General features: G+C 70.1%; 14 protein-coding genes. 11 read left to right on the top strand and 3 right to left on the bottom strand.

The window, feature by feature from the left end; all coding sequences use genetic code 11:
- The first annotated feature begins 122 nt into the window (after positions 1-122).
- From QP939_RS27530 to QP939_RS27510, 5 genes are all read left to right on the top strand, one after another.
- On the top strand, positions 123-2,720 hold the full coding sequence (locus tag QP939_RS27530; protein ID WP_285449117.1) for a bifunctional FO biosynthesis protein CofGH: 2,598 nt from the start codon (positions 123-125) through the stop codon (positions 2,718-2,720).
- A 45-nt stretch (positions 2,721-2,765) separates the two neighbouring features.
- Positions 2,766-3,299, top strand: coding sequence for a DUF4232 domain-containing protein (locus tag QP939_RS27525; protein ID WP_285449116.1), 534 nt, complete (start codon positions 2,766-2,768; stop codon positions 3,297-3,299).
- An 87-nt stretch (positions 3,300-3,386) separates the two neighbouring features.
- Entirely contained in the window at positions 3,387-4,244 is an 858-nt protein-coding gene (locus QP939_RS27520; RefSeq protein WP_285449115.1) for a HalD/BesD family halogenase, read from the top strand.
- Positions 4,245-4,311: 67 nt separating this feature from the next.
- Entirely contained in the window at positions 4,312-5,136 is an 825-nt protein-coding gene (locus tag QP939_RS27515; RefSeq protein ID WP_285449114.1) for a class I SAM-dependent methyltransferase, read from the top strand.
- Positions 5,133-6,869, top strand: coding sequence for a choline/carnitine O-acyltransferase (locus QP939_RS27510; protein WP_285449112.1), 1,737 nt, complete (start codon positions 5,133-5,135; stop codon positions 6,867-6,869). Before QP939_RS27515 ends, QP939_RS27510 begins: the two co-directional genes overlap by 4 nt.
- A gap of 69 nt (positions 6,870-6,938) precedes the next feature.
- Here QP939_RS27510 and QP939_RS27505 read toward each other — a convergent pair whose 3' ends face one another.
- Both QP939_RS27505 and QP939_RS27500 read right to left on the bottom strand, forming a co-directional pair.
- Positions 6,939-7,859 (bottom strand): alpha/beta hydrolase fold domain-containing protein, encoded by a 921-nt coding sequence (locus QP939_RS27505; protein ID WP_285449111.1) that lies wholly within the window; start codon positions 7,857-7,859, stop codon positions 6,939-6,941.
- Complete coding sequence (locus QP939_RS27500; RefSeq protein ID WP_285449109.1) at positions 7,856-8,638, bottom strand: class I SAM-dependent methyltransferase; 783 nt, start codon at positions 8,636-8,638, stop codon at positions 7,856-7,858. The genes QP939_RS27505 and QP939_RS27500 overlap by 4 nt, the downstream gene beginning before the upstream one ends.
- A gap of 207 nt (positions 8,639-8,845) precedes the next feature.
- Here QP939_RS27500 and QP939_RS27495 point away from each other — a divergent pair, with 207 nt between their 5' ends.
- The 6 genes from QP939_RS27495 to QP939_RS27470 all read left to right on the top strand — a co-directional run bounded on the left by QP939_RS27495 (position 8,846) and on the right by QP939_RS27470 (position 17,343).
- Positions 8,846-11,044 carry a discoidin domain-containing protein gene (locus tag QP939_RS27495; protein WP_285449108.1) on the top strand — a complete coding sequence of 733 codons (2,199 nt, stop codon included), beginning with the start codon at positions 8,846-8,848 and terminating at the stop codon, positions 11,042-11,044.
- An 85-nt stretch (positions 11,045-11,129) separates the two neighbouring features.
- Positions 11,130-12,137 (top strand): LacI family DNA-binding transcriptional regulator, encoded by a 1,008-nt coding sequence (locus QP939_RS27490; RefSeq protein ID WP_285449107.1) that lies wholly within the window; start codon positions 11,130-11,132, stop codon positions 12,135-12,137.
- 405 nt (positions 12,138-12,542) lie between these two features.
- Positions 12,543-13,919, top strand: coding sequence for an ABC transporter substrate-binding protein (locus tag QP939_RS27485; RefSeq protein ID WP_285449106.1), 1,377 nt, complete (start codon positions 12,543-12,545; stop codon positions 13,917-13,919).
- Positions 13,897-14,871, top strand: a complete 975-nt coding sequence (locus QP939_RS27480; RefSeq protein WP_285449104.1) for a carbohydrate ABC transporter permease — start codon at positions 13,897-13,899, stop codon at positions 14,869-14,871. Before QP939_RS27485 ends, QP939_RS27480 begins: the two co-directional genes overlap by 23 nt.
- Positions 14,868-15,737: a carbohydrate ABC transporter permease gene (locus QP939_RS27475; RefSeq protein WP_285449102.1), complete on the top strand. Its 870-nt coding sequence runs from the start codon at positions 14,868-14,870 to the stop codon at positions 15,735-15,737. The genes QP939_RS27480 and QP939_RS27475 overlap by 4 nt, the downstream gene beginning before the upstream one ends.
- A 31-nt stretch (positions 15,738-15,768) precedes the next feature.
- Positions 15,769-17,343: a glycoside hydrolase family 13 protein gene (locus QP939_RS27470; RefSeq protein WP_285449100.1), complete on the top strand. Its 1,575-nt coding sequence runs from the start codon at positions 15,769-15,771 to the stop codon at positions 17,341-17,343.
- On the opposite strand, the gene QP939_RS27465 is transcribed toward QP939_RS27470, so the two are convergent.
- Positions 17,340-18,674 (bottom strand): LVIVD repeat-containing protein, encoded by a 1,335-nt coding sequence (locus QP939_RS27465; protein ID WP_285449099.1) that lies wholly within the window; start codon positions 18,672-18,674, stop codon positions 17,340-17,342. The two genes, QP939_RS27470 and QP939_RS27465, sit on opposite strands and share 4 nt — an antisense overlap.
- Positions 18,675-18,732 lie beyond the last annotated feature (58 nt).

Here is an 18,732-nt window from a genome sequence, read left to right as displayed (position 1 = left end):
CAGCTGATCGACAACCACGGCACCGCGGTGACCTGCGACGACGATCACGTCCGGGTAGAACCGCAGCCGGGTGCGCAACACACACTGGCTGGTCGCGCGAGGACAGTCCTAGCGTGGGCGGAATGGGACCCGAACCCGACGCCACCGCCCCGACCGCCTCCGCGATGCGCCGCGCGCTCGCCCGGGCGCGTGACGGGAAGACACTGGACGTCACCGAAGCGGCCGTCCTGCTGCACGCCCGCGGCGACGACCTCACCACGCTCTCCGAGTACGCCTCGCGCATCCGCGACGCGGGCCTGGCCGAGGCCGGGCGCGCCGGGATCATCACCTACAGCCGCAAGGTGTTCATCCCCTTGACCCGGCTGTGCCGCGACCGCTGCGGCTACTGCACCTTCGTCACCGTGCCGGGACGGCTCGACTCGCCGTTCCTCTCCCCGGACGAGGTCCTCGACATCGCCCGCAAGGGCGCCGAGATGGGCTGCAAGGAAGCCCTCTTCACGCTCGGCGACCGGCCCGAAGACCGCTGGAAGGCGGCCCGCGAGTGGCTGGACGCGCACGGCTACGACGACACGCTCTCCTACGTCCGCGCGATGGCGATCCGCGTGCTCGAGGAGACCGGCCTGCTGCCGCACCTCAACCCGGGCGTGCTGACCTGGCAGGACTTCCAGCGGCTCAAGCCGGTCGCGCCGTCGATGGGCATGATGCTGGAGACCACCGCGACCCGGCTGTGGAGCGAGAAGGGCGGCCCGCACTACGGCTCGCCGGACAAAGATCCCGCGGTAAGGCTCCGGGTCCTCGAAGACGCCGGGCGCAGCAGCGTCCCGTTCACCACCGGTGTCCTGATCGGCATCGGCGAGACGCACGAGGAGCGCGCGGACGCGTTGTTCGAGATCCGCAAGGTCGCCAAGACCTACGGCGGCATCCAGGAAGTCATCGTGCAGAACTTCCGGGCCAAGCCGGACACGAAGATGCGCGCGACGCCGGACGCCGACCTCGAAGAGCTGGCCGCGAACATCGCCGTCGCGCGGCTGGTACTCGGCCCGAAGATGCGCATCCAGGCGCCGCCGAACCTGATCGGCAACCAGTACGACCTGATGATCCGCGCCGGCATCGACGACTGGGGCGGCGTCTCGCCGCTGACCCCGGACCACGTCAACCCCGAACGCGCGTGGCCGCAGATCGACGAGCTCGCCCGCCGCACCGAGAAGGCCGGGTTCGAGCTGAAGGAACGGCTCACCATCTACCCGGAGTACGTCAAGGCGGGTGAGCCGTGGCTGGACCCGCGGATCACCCGGCACGTCGCCGCGCTCGTCGACGCCAAGACCGGGATGGCCCGCGAAGGCGCGATGCCGGTCGGGATCCCGTGGCAGGAGCCGGACGGCGGCTGGCAGGAGTCCGGCCGCACCGACCTGCACACCGAGATCGACACGAGCGGCCGCACCGAAGACCGCCGCAGCGACTTCGACTCCGTGTACGGGGACTGGAAGGAGATCGGCGACCGGATCAAGACCGGGCCGCAGAAGTTCGACACGGACATCCTGGAAGCGTTGCGCAGCGCGGAAAAGGACCCGGCCGGGCTCTCCGACGACGCCGCGCTCGCGCTGCTGCACGCCGACGGCAAGGAGCTGGACGCGTTCACGCGGCTCGCCGATGATTTGCGTCGCGAGACGGTCGGGGACGACATCACGTTCGTCGTCACGCGGAACATCAACTTCACCAACGTCTGCTACACGGGTTGCCGCTTCTGTGCCTTCGCCCAGCGTCGCACCGACGCCGACGCGTACACGCTCTCGCTGGAGCAGGTCGGCGACCGCGTCGACGAGGCATGGGCCGCGGGCGCGACCGAGATCTGCATGCAGGGCGGCATCCACCCGGACCTGCCGGGCACCGCGTACTTCGACCTCGCGGCCGAGGTCAAGCGCCGCCAGCCGGAGATCCACCTGCACTCCTACAGCCCGATGGAGGTCGTGAACGGCGCTTCGCGGACCAACCTCTCACTGAAGGATTGGCTGATCAAGGCGAAGGAAGCCGGGGTGGACTCGCTGCCGGGCACGGCTGCGGAAATCCTCGACGACGACGTCCGCTGGGTGCTGACCAAGGGCAAGCTGCCGACGTCGGAGTGGATCAAGGTCGTCACTACGGCGCACGAGGTCGGGCTGCCGACGACGTCCACGATGATGTACGGCCACGTCGACACGCCCGCGCACTGGGTCGCGCACCTGAAGCTCCTCGCGCGGCTGCAGCGCGAAGGCCTCGAGAAGCACGGGCGACGCGGGTTCACCGAGTTCGTGCTCCTGCCGTTCATCCACCAGAGCGCGCCGATCTACTTGGCCGGGCTCGCCCGGCCGGGCACGACGCTGCGCGAGAACCGCGCGGTGCACGCGCTGGCCCGGCTCCTGCTGCACGGCATGATCGACAACATCCAGAGCTCCTGGGTGAAGCTCGGTGAAGAGGGCAGCCGCGCGGTGCTGCAGGGCGGCGTCAACGACATCGGCGGCACGCTGATGGAGGAGACGATCAGCCGGATGGCGGGCGCGTCCAACGGCTCGTACAAGACGATCAGCGACATGCGCGCGATGGTCGAGCCGCTCGGGCGTCCGCTGGTGCAGCGGACGACTGGCTACGGCAGGCCGACCGCCGAGCGGATCGCCGCCGCGGAGGCTTCGGACGGCGTCGCGACGCAGGTGCGCAAGCCGTTGCTGCCGCTGCTGACTCCGTGAGGTCGTAGCGGGCGCCTTCCCGGGCGCCCGCTACCCTTCCGCCGCATGGGGGTTTCTCGCTTCACACCACTTCTTTTCGTCGCGCTTCTCGCGGGTTGCGGCCCCAAGCCGCCGCTACCGCCTGCGCCGACGCCGACCACCACGCCGAGCCCGACGTACGGACCACCGCCGCCGACCGGGCTGTCCCTTTCGGTCGGCCAGGTCGAGGCCGGGCTCGGCCACCGCGCGAGCGTGCTGACCCTGACCAACCGGGACAGCGCGCCACGGAAAGTCACGGGCTACCCCGACCTGAAGATCCTCGCGGGCGACGGCTCTCCGCTCGACGTCCGCGTCGAGCACGGCACGTCGTACTTCGCGCGGGACCTCGGCCCGCAGGACCTGACCGTCCGGCCGGGCGACAAGGTCGTGGCCGTGCTCGCCTGGTCCGCCACTGTCACGAGCGGCGACACGCGCACCGGCGCGGCAATCTCGGTAGTGCCCGTTCCGGGCGAACCTGCGCAAAAGCAGCCCCTCGACACCGATCTGGGCACCACCGACTCCGTCACGGTCAGCTCGTGGGCCACGGAGATCGGAAATTGACAACCCTGTGTCACCGCTCACAAACCGCCGGTTGACCCGCCGCGACCTGTGCTACCTCTGGTCCCCCACCCGCCGGAAGGGACCTCGATGAGCACCTCCGTAGCGCCACTGGAAATGGTCGACACCGACCGCTATCCGCTCACCGAGCCGGACAGCGCCGCGTGGCGGGAGACCGTCGGCCGGACGCGCGCGGAGCTCGCCGACGTCGGCTGCAGCGTGCTCGCCGACTTCATCCGGCCCGAGCTGCACGACGTCCTCCGCGCGGAATGCGCCGCGCTCGAGCCGCAGGCCTACACGAAGATCGAGAAGGTCAACGCCTACAACACGGCGATCGACGCGCCGCTGCCCGACGACCACCCGGGCCGGACGATCATGGAACGCGGCAACGCCTTCGTCGCCCGCGATCGCATCCCGGCGTCGTCGATCATCAGCCGCCTCTACACCAGCCCGCTGTTCCAGCGGTTCGTCGCCGACTGCTTCGGCCTGCCGGAGCTGCACGAGCTCGCCGACCCGCTGTCCGGGCTGACGCTCAACGTCATCGCGCCCGGCCGGGCGCACCCGTGGCACTTCGACACGAACTCCTACACCGTCAGCATGCTGACGCAGGCCGCCGAAAAGGGCGGCACCTTCGAATACTGCCCGGGCATCCGGTCCGCCGCGGACGAGAACTTCCCGGCCGTCCGCGCGGTGCTCGCCGAGGACGGCACCCATCCGGTGCAGCGGCTCAGCCTCCGTCCGGGGGATCTTCAGCTCTTTCAAGGACGCTTCGCCTTGCACCGGGTCAGTACGGTGGAGGGCGCGATCGCGCGGCACTCCGCGATCTTCGCCTACAGCGAGCGCCCGGGGGTCATCGGCAGCGCGGAGCGGACCAGGCAGCTCTTCGGCCGGGTCCTGCCTGCCCACCTGGCCGGACGTACCGACCGAGGCGACGAGTTGCTCGACTAGTCCATCCATGCCCCCGCCACCGCCCTCAACGGACAGCGGAGCTGCGATTAGATTGGGAGCCTGGCCAGTGCCTTTCGACTCGACCGGCAAGATCTCGTTCGACCACATCTACACCGCACCCGACCCGCGCCCGTTCTTCGGCACGCTTCGGCGCGTGGACTACCACATCCCCCAGCTGGCGAAGCCGTACTTCGCGAAGCTGATCGCCGAGCACCCCGCCGAGCGCCCGACCGTGCTCGACGTCGGCTGCTCGTACGGCGTCAACGCCGCGCTCCGCCGCTGCGACGCGACGATGGACGACCTCTACGCCCACTACACGGACCCGGGCGTCCAAGCGCTGAACCACGCGCAGCTCGTCGAAGCCGATCGGACCCGCGTCGTCGACGTCGGCGGTGCGCGGTTCTTCGGCCTCGACAGCTCGGCGCCCGCGCTCGAGTACGCGCTTTCCGCCGGCTTCCTCGACGAGGCGATCCACGCCGACCTCGAGCGCGACGACCCGGACAGCACCCAGCGGAAGCTCCTCGACGACGTCGACCTCGTGATCTCCACCGGCTGCGTCGGGTACGTCACCGAGAAGACGCTGACCCGGGTCGCGCGCGGTGCGCGGCCGTGGATGCTGCACTTCGTGCTGCGGATGTTCTCCTACGAACCGGTCGCCGACAGCCTGGCCGAGCTGGGGTACGACACCGCGCCCGTCGAGGGCGTCTTCCGGCAGCGGCGGTTCGCCTCCGAAGCGGAACAGACGCAGATCCTCGACACCCTCGACGCCGTCGGGGTCGACCCCACCGGCCTCGAGGCCGACGGCTGGCTCTACGCGCAGCTGTATGTTTCCCGTCCTGAAGGCGCGGCCGAACTCGCGGCCGCGCTGGCCACTTCCGAGCAAGAAGGATGACCGTGAGCAGTCCGGACTGGTCCACCCGCACCTTCGGCAACGAGGACCGGCTCCCCCGGGTCCCCGTCCCCACGCTGGCGGACAGCGGCCGTCGCTTCCTCGAGTGGTGCGCCCCGCTGCTGACGCCGGACGAGCTGGCCGAGACCGAAGCCGCGCTCGCGGAGTTCCTGGCCGGTCCCGGACCGGAACTGCAGGCCGCGCTCGAGGAGTACGACCGCTCGCCGGGCGTGCGCAGCTGGCTCGACACGTTCTGGCCGTACCGCTACCTCGGCCGCCGCGACCGGATCGCGCTCAACGCCAACTTCTTCTTCCTGTTCCGCGAGTCGGAGCTGGGCCAGGTGGAGCGGGCGGCCGAGCTGACCGCGTCCGCCGTGGACTACAAGCTGAAGCTCGACGCCGAGCTGGTGCCGCCGGTGCTGCTGCGCGGCGCGCCGCAGTCGATGGTGCAGCACAAGTTCCTGTTCTCGGCCACGCGGATCCCGGGCGAGCTGCTCGACACCGCGCGCACGTCGTTCCCTTCGCCGGAGCGGCACATCGTCGTGTTCCGGCGGGGCACGCCGTTCCGGATGGACGTCCTCGCCGAAGACGGCCGCCCGTACTCGCCGGAGCAGCTCGCCGACGGGCTGCGCGCGATCCTCAAGGACGACCACGACACCGACGTCCCGGCCGGGCACCTCACGACGAAGGCGCGGGCGGAGTGGGCGGCTTCGCGGGCGGCGTTGCTCGAGGCGGGCAACGCCGCCGCGTTGGAGACCATCGAGACCGCGTTGTTCTGCCTGTGCCTGGACGACTTCAGCCCGTCGAACGCGCTGGAAGCGGGTGATCAGCTGCTGTACGGCGACAACCGCTGGTACGACAAGGCCGTCTCGCTGATCGTGTTCGAGGACGGCACCGCGGGCATCAACGTCGAGCACTGCGAGCTCGACGGCACGACGATCCTCGGCTTCACCGACGCGCTGCTGAGCGGTACGCGCGAGCCGCGTGAAGCGGCTTCGGGCGTGCCCGGCTACGAAGTCGTCGAGTTCACGCTGACCGACGCGCTCCGCGAAGACGCGCGCGCCGCCGGAGAAGCCTTCAAGGCCTACGCGGACGCGACGGCGACGCAGACCGTGTCGTTCGACTTCGGCGCCAACCGCGCGAAGGAGCTGAAGATGTCTCCGGACGCCTTCGCGCAGATGGCGTACCAGCTCGCGCACCGCCGTGCGAAGGGCCTCACCGGCGCGACGTACGAGTCGATCGCGACGCGGCAGTTCCAGAACGGCCGCACCGAGGCGATGCGCGTCGTCACGCCGGAGGTCGTGCGCTTCGCCGACGTGATGACGTCCTCGAGCGCTTCGGTGGAGGAGAAGCGCGAAGCGTTCCGCACGGCCGCCGCGAAGCACGTCGCCCGGGCCAAGGAGTGCCAGGCCGGGGACGCGCCCGAGCAGCACCTGTGGGAGCTGCAGCTGATCGGGAAACGCCGTGGCGACACCGAAACCCCGGCGCTGTACTCCTCGCCGGGCTGGCTGAAGATGCGCGACGACTACCTGAGCACCAGCTCGGCGCCGTCGGTCAACATCCAGTACTTCGGCTTCGGCTCGACGAGCCCGCAGTGCATCGGCATCGCGTACGTGCTGCTGCCGGACCGCTGGAACATCTACCTCAGCACGCCGAAGCACGTCGCGGCCGAGATGTACCGCTTCGCCGACGAACTGGCGAAGGCGGTCACCGAGCTGCAGGAGCTACTGGGCTGAAGGGGACGTTCATCTCATGTGACGCGCTGAAGGGGACTTTCCTCGCATCAGATGCCAGGAAAGTCCCCTTCAGCCCACCTGGCCGAGTAGGCGGCGCAACCAGGTCAGCCGGGCGGCCCGCGCCGCCCGGCTGATCGCCGCTTCCGGCGCCAGCGAGTCGAAGCCGTGGAACCCGCCCGGCCACACGTGCAGTTCGGCGTCACCACCCGCCTGCCAGATGCGGCTCGCGTAGGCGACGACCTCGTCGCGGAACGTCTCCGCCGTGCCGACGTCCAGGAACGCGGGCGGCAGCCCGCACAGGTCCTCGGCGCGCGCCGGAGCCGCGTACGGCGGGACTTCGTCGAGGTCGCCGAGGTAGGCCGTCCAGCCGACGTGGTTGGCCGTGCGGTCCCACAGGCCGCGGCCGTCGAGGTCGATCGCCGACGGCGTGTCGTTGCGGTCGTCCAGCATCGGGCAGACGAGCAGCTGGCCCGCCAGCGACGGCCCGCCGCGGTCGCGCGCCAGCAGCGTCGTCGCCGCGGCCAGGCCGCCGCCCGCGCTGACCCCGCCGGCCACCAGCGGCCCGGCGAACCGCTCGGCCGTCCACAGCAGACCGGTGTAGCAGTCCTCGACCGGCACCGGGTACGGGTGCTCGGGCGCGAGGCGGTAGCCGGGCGAGACGATCGTCAGGTTCAGCTCGCCCGCCCAGGCCAGCAGGTTCGGCACGTCGGAGCCGAGGTGGCTGCCGACGATCGTGCCGCCGCCGTGCACGTAGTAGAGGACGCCCGCGCTCTCGGCCGGGGTCATGACCAGCAGCGGGACCTCGCCCGCGTACTCCTCGGCGACCTTGTACGCCGGGAACCCGTCGGCCAGCTCCTCGACGGTCCGGTGCTCGGCGGCGTTCAGCTCCCGGCGGCCCGGGATGTCGGCGAGCGACGCCAGCGGCGGGCGCAGGGCACGGAGGGTTTCGACGACCGGCGCGAGCTCGGGGTCGAACGGCGGCGGCGTCACGACGTCGGGTCCGAGACGACGAGGACCAGCGAGCCTTCGAACGTCGGCTGCTCGCGGAGCTTGCCGTACCGGCGGTCCCACGTGCCGTCGTCGAGGTCGTGCTGCAGCTCGGCGGCGAAGCGGTGGTGCACGCGGTCGTCGACGAAGCTCCACGCCGAGCACGACAGCCGCGCGCCCGGGTCGAGCAGGCGTTCCGGGCGCGCGTAGTAGGCCTCGTTGAAGCCGTCCGTGCAGTCGGCCGGGATGGGCACGCCGATCACCTCCGTGTGGCCGCCGAGCCCGTCGGCGATGTCGTCGACCGAGGGGTAGCGCCGGGCTTCGGTCTCGATCACCTCGGGCGCGTAGTCCAGCAGCCAGAACCGCCGCAGCAGCGCGGGGTCGCAGGTCAGGATGGCGATCGGGCCGCGGGTGACCCGGCGCATCTCCTTGAGCCCGGCCCACAGGTCGTTCCACTGGTGGACGCTGAACGTGCTCATCGCGCCCTCGAACGCGCGGTCCGGGAACGGCAGCTTCTCGGCGACGGCGTCGACCGCGGGCGGCAGGCCGGCGGGCCGCTGCGCGCGCATCGACGCGGACGGCTCCACCGCGGTCACCTCGCGGTCGGCGGGCTCGTAGGCGCCGGCGCCCGCGCCGACGTTGAGCACGGTCCGCGCGTCACCCAGGGCGTCGAGGATGTACTGGCCGATGCGCGGGTCCGGCTTGCGGTAGTCGGTGTACACCCCGCCGATCGCGCCGTAGTCCGCGTCCCCGGCGCTCCCGTCCGCACGTCGCTGGCTCATGCCCAGAAAACTAGCAGCGCGCCGGGACTCCGCGGGTGTTGCTCCGGCCGTCGGAAGGCGACGTCGGGCATCCGGCCCAGTCGTCAAGATCTGTCGCAAATTTGCGTAAGTTGGTTCATCTATTGCGGATTCTTGTTCACTATTCGTATGATCCCGGTCACGTCGACGCCCTGCTTCCTCCCGATCCCCGCGAGAAAGGTGACGACGATGTCCCCCTCCCCCCGGCGCCGCGCGGCTTTGCTGGCCGCGGCGCTCGCCGCGTCCGGACTGACGGTCCTGGCCACCGGCTCGGCGACCCCGGCCGCGGCCGCGACCTGCCCGACGACGGCGTCCGGCGGCGCGACCGTGCCGTTCCGGACGGTCGAAGCCGAGTGCTCGGCGACGAACGGCTCGGCCGTGGGCCCCGACTACACGCAGGCCAGCATCGCTTCGGAAGCCTCCGGGCGGCAGGCCGTGCGGATCACGACGGGCCAGTACGTCGAGTTCACCCTGCCCGCGGCGGCCAACTCGATCAACGTCCACTACAACCTGCCGGACGGCTCGTCCGGGCGGCTTTCGGTGTACGTCAACGGGACCAAGCTCGGCAGCGGGCTCTCGGTGACGTCGCGTTATTCCTATGTGGACACCGGGTGGATCCCCGGCGCGAAGACGCACCACTTCTTCGACGACGCCCGCCTGCTGTTCGGGCAGAACGCGGCGGCCGGGGCGAAGGTCCGGGTGGCCGCCGACAGCGGCGACGTCGGCCAGGCGACCATCGACCTCGCCGACTTCGAGCAGGTCGGCGGCGCGGGTACCCAGCCGGCCGGCTCCCTTTCGGTGACCGACTACGGCGCCACCGCGAACGACTCCTCGGACGACTCGCAGGCGTTCCGGAACGCGCTGTCGGCCGCGCGCTCGCAGGGCCGCGAGGTCTGGGTGCCGTCCGGGCGGTTCGAAATCGGGTCGGCGCTGCAAATCGACCAGACGACCGTGCGCGGCGCGGGCCAGTGGTACACCGTGCTGCACGGCAACAACATCTTCAACAACGGCAGCGCGTCCGGGAACATCAAGCTCTACGACTTCGCCGTGTTCGGCGACGTGACCGAGCGGAACGACGGCAGCCCCGACAACGCGTTCCACGGCGTGCTCGGCACCGGCTCGGTCGTGTCCGGTCTCTGGATCCAGGACACGAAGTGCGGGCTGTGGCTGATGAACGGCGCGTCGTCGAACGTCACCATCGAGAACAACCGCATCCTCGACACCCAGGCCGACGGCGTGAACTTCGACGGCGCGGTGACGAACTCGACGTTGCGCAACAATTACCTGCGCAACAACGGCGACGACGGACTCGCGCTGTGGTCCAACGGCCAGGCCGACTCGGGCAACTCGCTCGTCAACAACACGATCGTGCAGCCGAACCTGGCCAACGGCATCGCGCTGTACGGCGGCTCGAACAACACGGTGAGCGGCAACCTCGTCCAGGACACCAACGCCCTCGGCGGCGGTTACCTGGTGGCGAACCGGTTCAACTCGGTGCCGCTTTCGGGCACGGTGACGCTGTCGAACAACACGGCGTTGCGGGCCGGGGCGCTCGACCCGAACTGGCAGTTCGGCGTCGGCGCCCTGTGGTTCGACGCGCGTGACCAGGCGATCACCGGCGTGACCATCCGGGTCACCGGGTTCACCGCCATCCAGAGCCCGTACGAGGCGATCCAGTTCATCGACGGCAACGGCGCGGGCAAGCAGATCCAGGGCATCACGATCGACGGCGTCTCGGTGCAGGGCGTCGGCACGTTCGTGGCGCAGTCGCAGACGCAGGGGTCGGTGTCGATCAGCAACCTGACGGCGTCCGGCGTCGGCGTGACCGGGACGTACAACTGCCCGTACCCGACGTCGATCCCGAAGATGACGTTCAGCGGGTCGGGGAACAGCGGCTGGACCGGGACCTGGAGCGACTGCTCGACGTGGCCCGCGCCGAACTCGGGACCGCCACAGCCGCCGCAGTCGGGCACGAACCTCGCGCGCGGCAAGGCGATCACGGCGTCGGCGTCCGTCGGTGGGTTCCCGCCGTCGAACGCGGTGGACGGGGACGCGAACACGTACTGGGAGAGCGCGAACAACGCGTTCCCGCAGACGTTGACGGTGGACCTCGGCGCGGCGGCGTCGATCAACAAGGTGACGCTCCGCCTGCCGCCGTCGTCGGCGTGGGGCGCGCGCACCCAGACGGTGACGATCTCCGGCAGCACGGACGGCGGTTCGTACGCGACGCTGGTCGGTTCGCGCGGGTACGCGTTCGACCCGGCTTCCGGCAACACGGCGTCGGCTTCTTTCACGGCGACGTCGCAGCGCTTCGTGCGGCTGACGTTCACCGGCAACACCGGCTGGCCCGCCGGGCAGGTGTCCGAGCTCGAAGTGGCGGCTTCGTAGCATCGGATGTCGCAAGCCCGTACCGGTCGAGACACCGGTACGGGCTTGTCTTACTTTTGCGCCCGGTTGCTGTAAAGTTTCACCCATGACGCGTCGTCTTGCCGAAGTCGCCCGCCAGGTCGGGGTCAGTGAAGCCACGGTCAGCCGGGTGCTCAACGGCCGGTCCGGGGTGTCCGCGAGCACCCGCGCCGCCGTGCTCACCGCGCTGGACGTGATGGGGTACGAGCGGCCGACCCAGCTGCGCGGCGAGCGGGCCCGGCTGGTCGGGCTGGTGCTGCCCGAGCTGCAGAACCCGATCTTCCCGGCGCTGGCCGAGATCATGGGCAACGCGCTCGCGCAGCAGGGGTTCACGCCGGTGCTCTGCACGCGGACCGCGGGCGGGGTGTCGGAGGCGGAGTACGTCGAGCTGCTGCTGCAGCAGCAGGTGTCGGGGGTGGTGTTCGCGGGCGGGCTGTACGCGCAGGCGGACGCGGTCCACTCGCACTACCACCACCTCGTCGAGCGGCGGCTGCCGACGGTGCTGATCAACGCGGCGGTCGACCACCTCGGCCTGCCGCAGGTCTCGTGCGACGACGCGGTGGCGGTCGAGCAGGTCGTCGGGCACCTGAGCTCGCTCGGGCACGAGAAGATCGGGCTGGTGCTCGGGCCGGCGGACCACATCCCGTCCCGCCGGAAGCTCGAGGCGTTCCAGGCGTACGCGGCGAAGCTGGGGCTGCCGGTCCTGGACGAGCTGGTCGAGCACGGGATGTTCTCGATCGAGGGAGGCCACGCGGCGGCGGCGCGGTTGTACCCCCGAGGAGCGACGGCGGTGCTGTGCGCGAGTGACTTGCTGGCGTTGGGAGCGGTGCGTGCGGCCCGCCGGCAGGGGTTGTCGGTGCCGGAGGACGTTTCGGTGGTCGGGTACGACGATTCGGCGTTGATGAACTGCACGGACCCGCCGCTGACGACGACCCGCCAGCCGATCGAGGCGATGGGCCGGGCGGTGGTGGAGCTGCTGGTGAAGCGCATCAACGGCGGCGAGGTGGCGGCGGAGGAACTGCTGTTCGCCCCGGAGCTGGTGGTCCGCGGCTCAACAGCCCGCCACACGGCCTGACCAAAGCGCCCCAAGCTGAGCGGCGGGTTTCGAACCCGTCGCTCACTTCCGCGCGCCCGGACTCAAGCGCCCCAAGGCGGCCTTGGTTGCGTCCAACGCACCGAAGGCCGCCTTGGTTGCGTCTCACGCACCGAAGGCCACATTGGGGCGCTCGGGCCACGCCCTCGAGCCGAGGCAAGCACTCCAACCCGCGAACTCGCCCGAGTTGCCACCGCGCCCGTTGTCCCGCTCCGCGGCATACCCATGCCCCCTGCTTGCGCCGCACTTTGCCCTCCCGACCACCAGCCGAACGCAGCCTGTTCGTAACTTGCAGATTCTCGTCGGGTTATTGCGTCGATCTGGTCTCACACTTTAAGGTGACCGCAATCACGTGACAGCCGTCGCGACCCCGAGAAGAGGCTTGAGATGAGCAGTCCCCGGTCCCGAACCTTGCCCCGCCGAGCGTTGTGCCTGCTGGCCGCGGGTGGGCTCGCCCTCACCCTCGCCGCCTGCGGTGACGGCGACACCGCCGCCCAGACCGGCGGCAAGGTGAAGATCACGGTCACCGGCCAGCCGCCGACCAGCCAGCCGTTCGAGCGCAGCGTCTTCGACGCCGACGTCAAGGAGTTCGAGGCTTCGCACCCGAACATCGACATCGATCCGCACGAAGGCTTCATGGACCCGAAGACCTTCTCCGCGAAGCTCGCCGGCGGGCAACTGGAGGACGTCTACTACGTCTACTTCACCGATCCCGCGCAGATCATCGCGCGGCACCAGGCCGCGGACATCACGGAAGCCGCGAAGAGCGTTCCGCACATCAACGACATCAAGCCGGAACTGCTCGACAACTTCCGCGACGCCAACGGCAAGCTCTACGGCCTGCCCACCATGAACTACACGATGGGCCTGCTCTACAGCCGCCCGCTGTTCCAGAAGGCCGGGCTCGACCCCGACAAGCCGCCGCAGACCTGGGATGAGGTGCGCGAAGCCGCGAAGAAGATTTCCGCGCTGGGCAACGGGATCGTCGGGTACGCCGACTACAGCAAGAACAACCAGGGCGGCTGGCACATGACGGGCTGGCTGTACTCGATGGGCGGCGACATCGCCCGCAAGGACGGCGACAAGTGGGTCGCCGACTTCAACAACGACAAGGGCAAGAAGGCCCTCCAGTACCTGCACGACATGCGCTGGACCGACAACTCCATGGGCGCCAAGCAGCTCCTCGAAGCCCAGGACGTCCAGCGGATGATGGGCGCGGGCCAGCTCGGCATGTACATGGCCGCCCCGGACAACGTTCCCGTGCTGGTCAAGCAGTTCAACGGCAAGTACGAGGACTACGGCATCGCCGGCATGCCCGGCGGCCAGGGCACGCTGCTCGGCGGCGAGGGCTACATGATCAACCCGAAGGCGTCGCCGGAAAAGGTCAAGGCCGGTCTCGAGTGGATCCAGTGGAAGTACCTCAACCCGGACCGCTTCGAGAAGCACATCCAGCAGTACGTCGACGGCAAGCAGCCGGTCGGCCTGCCCGCCGAGCCCACCCCCGACGTCTGGACCGGCGGTGTCCGTGAGCAGCAGCTCGCGCTGAAGGCCAAGTACGCCAACGTCCCCGCGCAGAACTTCCAGTCCTACGTGGACACCACGAGCAAGATCAAGGGCAGCATCGAGCCGCCGAACGCGCAGCAGATCTACGCCGCGCTCGACAGCGTCATGCAGGCCGTCCTCACCGACCAGAACGCCAACATCGACCAGCAGCTCTCGTCGGCCGAGTCGAAGGTCAACAGTGTCCTCGCCCAGGTCAAGTAGCCTCCTCGCCTGGCCCGCGACATCGCCGTCGCGGGCCAGGCGCCCGGCTGCGACACCCGAAGAACGCCGTCGCACCAGGCTCAAGCGCGCGATCAGGGAGAACCTCACCGCGTACGGCCTGCTCTGCGCCGCGCTCGTGGTGTTCGCCCTGTTCTCCTGGTACCCGATCGTGCGCGGCGTGCTGCTGAGCTTCCAGCAGGTCGACTTCGTCAACGCGCCGACCTGGGTCGGGTTCGACAACTTCGCGAAGCTGTTCGACGATCCGCTGTTCGGCGTCGCCTGGCGCAACACGCTGCTGTTCACCGGGCTCGCGCTGGTCTTCGGCTTCGCCGTCCCGTTCCTCACCGCGGTGCTGCTGAACGAGCTGCGCCACGCGAAGGCGTTCTTCCGGCTCGCCGTCTACCTGCCGGTGATGCTGCCGCCGGTGGTGACGGCGCTGATGTGGAAGTGGTTCTACGACCCGGGTCCCGGCCTGTTCAACTCCGCGCTCGGCGCGGTCGGCCTGCCCGGCGGCCAGTGGCTCGACTCGTCCGGCACGGCGATGCTGTCGCTCGTCTTCGTTTCGACGTGGGCCAACATGGGCAGCACGACGCTGATCTACCTGGCCGCGCTCGGCACGATCCCGGGCGAGCTGTACGAAGCCGCCGAACTCGACGGCGCCGGGCTGTGGAAGCGCTTGCGGCACGTGACGTTCCCGCAGACGCGGTTCGTCCTGCTGGTGCTCCTGCTGCTGCAGATCGTCGCGACGATGCAGGTGTTCACCGAGCCGTACGTGATGACCGGCGGCGGGCCGGACGACTCGACGGTCACCGTGCTCCTGCTGCTCTACCGCTACGCCTTCGTCTACAACGACTTCGGCGCGGCGAGCGCGATGAGCCTGCTGCTGTTCGTGGCGCTGGGCGTGTTCTCGGCGTGGTACGTCCGGCTGACGCGGAAGGCGGACCAGTCATGAGGACCCTCGTCTCCCCGAGCGCGTTGCGCAGCCCGCGCGGCAAGGCCGTCTACGGCGTCGTCTTCGCCTGCACGCTCGTCGTCTTCGTCCTCGCGTTCATGTTCCCGCTCTACTGGGCGGTGACCGGTGCGATGAAGTCGCCGCAGGAACTGGCCGCGACGCCGGCGACGCTCGTCCCGCACGAGTGGCACCCGGAAACCTTCGCCGACGCGTGGAGCCAGCTGAGCCTGGGCAAGTACTTCCTCAACACGCTCGTCGTCGCGGGCGGTGCGTGGCTGGCGCAGCTGGCCATCGACGTCCCGGCCGCGTTCGCGTTGTCGAAGCTGCGGCCGAAGTTCGGCAACGTCGTGCTGGGCCTGATGCTGGCGACGCTGATGCTGCCCGCGACGGCCCTGCTGGTCCCGACGTACGTGACGGTGACGGACCTGCCGCTGCTGCACCTCAACCTGATCAACTCGCCGACCGCGGTCTGGCTGCCCGCGGCGGCGAACGCGTTCAACATCTACCTGCTGAAGCGGTTCTTCGACCAGATCCCGGACGAGCTGATCGAAGCCGCGCGCATCGACGGCGCCGGGCCGGTGCGCACGCTCTGGCGGATCATCCTGCCGATCTCGCGGCCGATCCTGGCCGTGGTGTCGATCCTCGCGGTGGTCACCGCGTGGAAGGACTTCATCTGGCCGCTGCTGGTGTTCCCGGACACCGAAAAGCAGACGCTCTCGGTGATGCTGCAGCGGGTGGCGATCGACATGCCGCTCAACGTGCTCGTCGCCGGGATGGTGCTGGCCAGCCTGCCGATGGTGGCACTGTTCCTGGCGTTCCAGCGCCAGATCCTCGCCGGGCTGACCGCCGGCAGCATCAAGGGCTGACCTTTCCACAACAAACAGGAGGGGCACTTTCGTGACCGACAAGACCGGCTGGTGGCGGAGCGCGGCGATCTACCAGGTGTACATCCGCAGCTTCGCGGACGGCAACGGCGACGGCATCGGCGACCTCGCCGGCGTGCGCGCCCGGCTGGACCACCTGGCCGACCTGGGGATCGACGCGATCTGGTTCACCCCGTGGTATCCGTCCCCGATGGACGACGGCGGCTACGACGTCGCCGACTTCCGCGACATCGAGCCGCTGTTCGGCACGCTCGCCGAGGCGGAGGAGCTCATCGCCGAGGCGCACGCCCGGAACATCCGCGTGATCATCGACATCGTGCCCAACCACTGCTCCGACGAGCACCGGTGGTTCCAGGCCGCCCTTGCCGCGGGGCCGGGATCGCCGGAGCGGCAACGGTTCTGGTTCCGCCCGGGCCGGGGGCCGGACGGCGCCGAGCCACCCAACAACTGGAAGTCCCGCTTCGGCGGCTCCGCGTGGACGCGCGTCCCCGACGGCGAGTGGTACCTGCACCTCTACAGCTCGCGCCAGCCCGACTTCAACTGGGACAACCCGGAGATCCGCTCGGAGTTCGAGGACGTGCTGCGGTTCTGGTTCGACCGCGGCGTCGACGGGTTCCGCATCGACGTCGCCGACGGGCTGGTCAAGGACCCGCGGCTGCCCGACGTCGACGACGGCGACGAGACGCCGTTCTCCGACCAGGAGGGCCTGCACGAGATCTACCGGTCGTGGCGCAAGATCGCGGACAGTTACGCGGGCGAGCGGGTGCTGGTCGGCGAGATGTGGCTGCCGGACATGTCGCGGGCGGCGCGGTACCTGCGCCGCGACGAGCTGCACTCGGCGTTCAACTTCGACTTCCTGGTCTGCCCGTGGGACAGCAAGCGCTTCCGCGACGTCATCACGCGCACCCTGCGCGCCCACGACGACGTCGGCGCGCCGGCGGCGTGGGTGCTGTCGAACCACGACGTCACGCGGCACGTCACCCGCTACGGGCGCCAGGGCGACACGGGCTTCAGCTTCGCGAACCGGCTGCACGAGCTGCCGGTCGACCGCGAGCTGGGCACCCGCCGGGCCCGCGCGGCGGCGCTGCTGACGCTGGCCCTGCCCGGCGGCCTGTACGTCTACCAGGGCGAAGAGCTGGGGCTGTGGGAGGTCCTGGACATCCCCGACGAGCTGCGGCAGGACCCGGTCTTCGCGCGGACCGGCGGCGCCGACCCGGGCCGCGACGGCTGCCGCGTCCCGATCCCGTGGTCGGGCACCGAGCCGCCGTTCGGGTTCGGCTCCGGTGGGACGTGGCTGCCGCAGCCCGCGGAGTGGAAGGACTACACGGCGGAGGCCGAGGCGGAGGACCCGTCGTCGATGCTCTCGCTGTACCGCGCGGGCCTGCGGCTGCGCCGGAACCTCACGTCGGCCGAATTCGACTGGCTCGACCTGGGCGAGGGCGTGCTGGCGTTCCGCCGCGGGTTCACGTTCGCGCTGAACTTCTCGGATTCGCCGGTGCCCCTGCCGGACGGCGAGGTCCTGCTGGCCAGCGGGCCGGTCGGCAGCGGAGAGCTGCCGACCGACACCGCTGTCTGGCTGAAGTCCTAGGCGGTCAGCTGCAGGATGTCTACGCCGCGGGCGTTGTCCGCGACGTAGACATACTTGCCGTGCCAGTACGGCGCCCACGCGCTCGCGTCGCCCGGGCGGTAGTAGGCGATCTGGCGCGGGTTCGTCGGGTCGCTGACGTCGAGGAACCGCGTGCCCTGCGCGTAGAACGACTGCACGAGGACCTTGCCGCGGACGTCGAAGTAGTGCGCGGAGCAGTCGTCGGAGGCCGGGTCGCTGCCCTCCTGGCCGTTGACGCTCCAGGTGCCGACGCTCTGCAGGCGGAACGGCTGTTCGGGCGTCGAACGCCAGCCTTCGCCGTGGTACGAACCCGCCAGCGACGAGATCGTCAGGACGCCGTCGCCCGCGCAGCCGTCGACGAAGTTCTCCTCCGTCGCGTAGATCAGGTCCTGACCGCGCCAGGCGCCGTCGCCGACGCGGTGGCCCGCCGGGTGGAAGCTGTTGTGCATGAAGCGCGACGGCGCGGCCGTCTCGGCGATGCCGCCGCCGGCGTACGGGATCGGGTCGTGCGCGGTCGCGCGGCGGACCTTGTTCGTCAGCGGGTCGCGGTGCACGCCGTTGGTCCAGTAGCCGCGCACGCCGCCGCGGCCGGACACCCAGGCCACGCCGTTGTCGTCGACCTGGACGTCGTGCACGTAGTCGGTCTTGCCGTCGTTTCGGGCCAGCTCGATCGGCTCCGGGTTCACCTTCGGGTGCTTCGGGTCGCGGATGTCGGTGACCCAGATCGGCCGCCCGCCCCAGTCGGCGGGCTGGTCGTCGGCCTTCGCCGGGCCGCCCGTCCACAGGTAGCGGCAGCCGTCGACGCAGCTGGTCGTGTGGCCGGCGGGCACCTTGACGTAGCTGAGGATCGCCGGGGCCTCGGGCTTCGAGACGTCGACGACGTAGATGCCCGACTCGCCGGTGTGCGTGTTGCCCGAGAACGCGCGCGGGTCGCGGGACAGGAAGACCAGCTTGCGGTCCTGGTCGACCTCGGTGTCCTCGGTCTCCCACAGGCCCGGCATGCTGACCTGGCCGACCAGCTTGGGCGCGGCCGGGTCCTTCGTCAGGTCGTAGACCTTCAGGCCGAACTCGCCGGACACGACCATGACGTCGCGGCGGCCGTAGTCGAGGAAGTTGATCGAGATGGCGCCGGCGGCGTCGGGCACGTTGCCGACCGACCGGACGTTCTTGACCGCGCCCGGGTCGCCCAGGGTGCGGGCGGCCGGGGCCGCGGGTTTGTCGTCTTCGCCGCAGGCGGCGGCCGGGAGCCCGGTCGCGACCAGCGTGGCGCTGACGGTGACGGCGGCGAAGCACGACCGCAACCAGGTGCGCACGCGAAACCTCCCAGAACGCTTCGAGCGTGACCCACGAACGGTACGTCGGAGATCAACC

Source organism: Amycolatopsis nalaikhensis, from assembly GCF_030264295.1.
Taxonomy (GTDB): domain Bacteria; phylum Actinomycetota; class Actinomycetes; order Mycobacteriales; family Pseudonocardiaceae; genus Amycolatopsis; species Amycolatopsis nalaikhensis.
This window is presented reverse-complemented; position numbering and strand designations above follow the sequence as displayed.

Bases quoted from the DNA above. Each gene is read 5' to 3' on its own strand.
- QP939_RS27495 (WP_285449108.1), top strand. From the start codon at position 8,846: ATGTCCCCCTCCCCCCGGCGCCGCGCGGCTTTGCTGGCCGCGGCGCTC.
- QP939_RS27525 (WP_285449116.1), top strand. From the start codon at position 2,766: ATGGGGGTTTCTCGCTTCACACCACTTCTTTTCGTCGCGCTTCTCGCG.
- QP939_RS27485 (WP_285449106.1), top strand. From the start codon at position 12,543: ATGAGCAGTCCCCGGTCCCGAACCTTGCCCCGCCGAGCGTTGTGCCTG.
- QP939_RS27490 (WP_285449107.1), top strand. From the start codon at position 11,130: ATGACGCGTCGTCTTGCCGAAGTCGCCCGCCAGGTCGGGGTCAGTGAA.
- QP939_RS27475 (WP_285449102.1), top strand. From the start codon at position 14,868: ATGAGGACCCTCGTCTCCCCGAGCGCGTTGCGCAGCCCGCGCGGCAAG.
- QP939_RS27520 (WP_285449115.1), top strand. From the start codon at position 3,387: ATGAGCACCTCCGTAGCGCCACTGGAAATGGTCGACACCGACCGCTAT.
- QP939_RS27530 (WP_285449117.1), top strand. From the start codon at position 123: ATGGGACCCGAACCCGACGCCACCGCCCCGACCGCCTCCGCGATGCGC.
- QP939_RS27510 (WP_285449112.1), top strand. From the start codon at position 5,133: ATGACCGTGAGCAGTCCGGACTGGTCCACCCGCACCTTCGGCAACGAG.
- QP939_RS27500 (WP_285449109.1), bottom strand. From the start codon at position 8,638: ATGAGCCAGCGACGTGCGGACGGGAGCGCCGGGGACGCGGACTACGGC.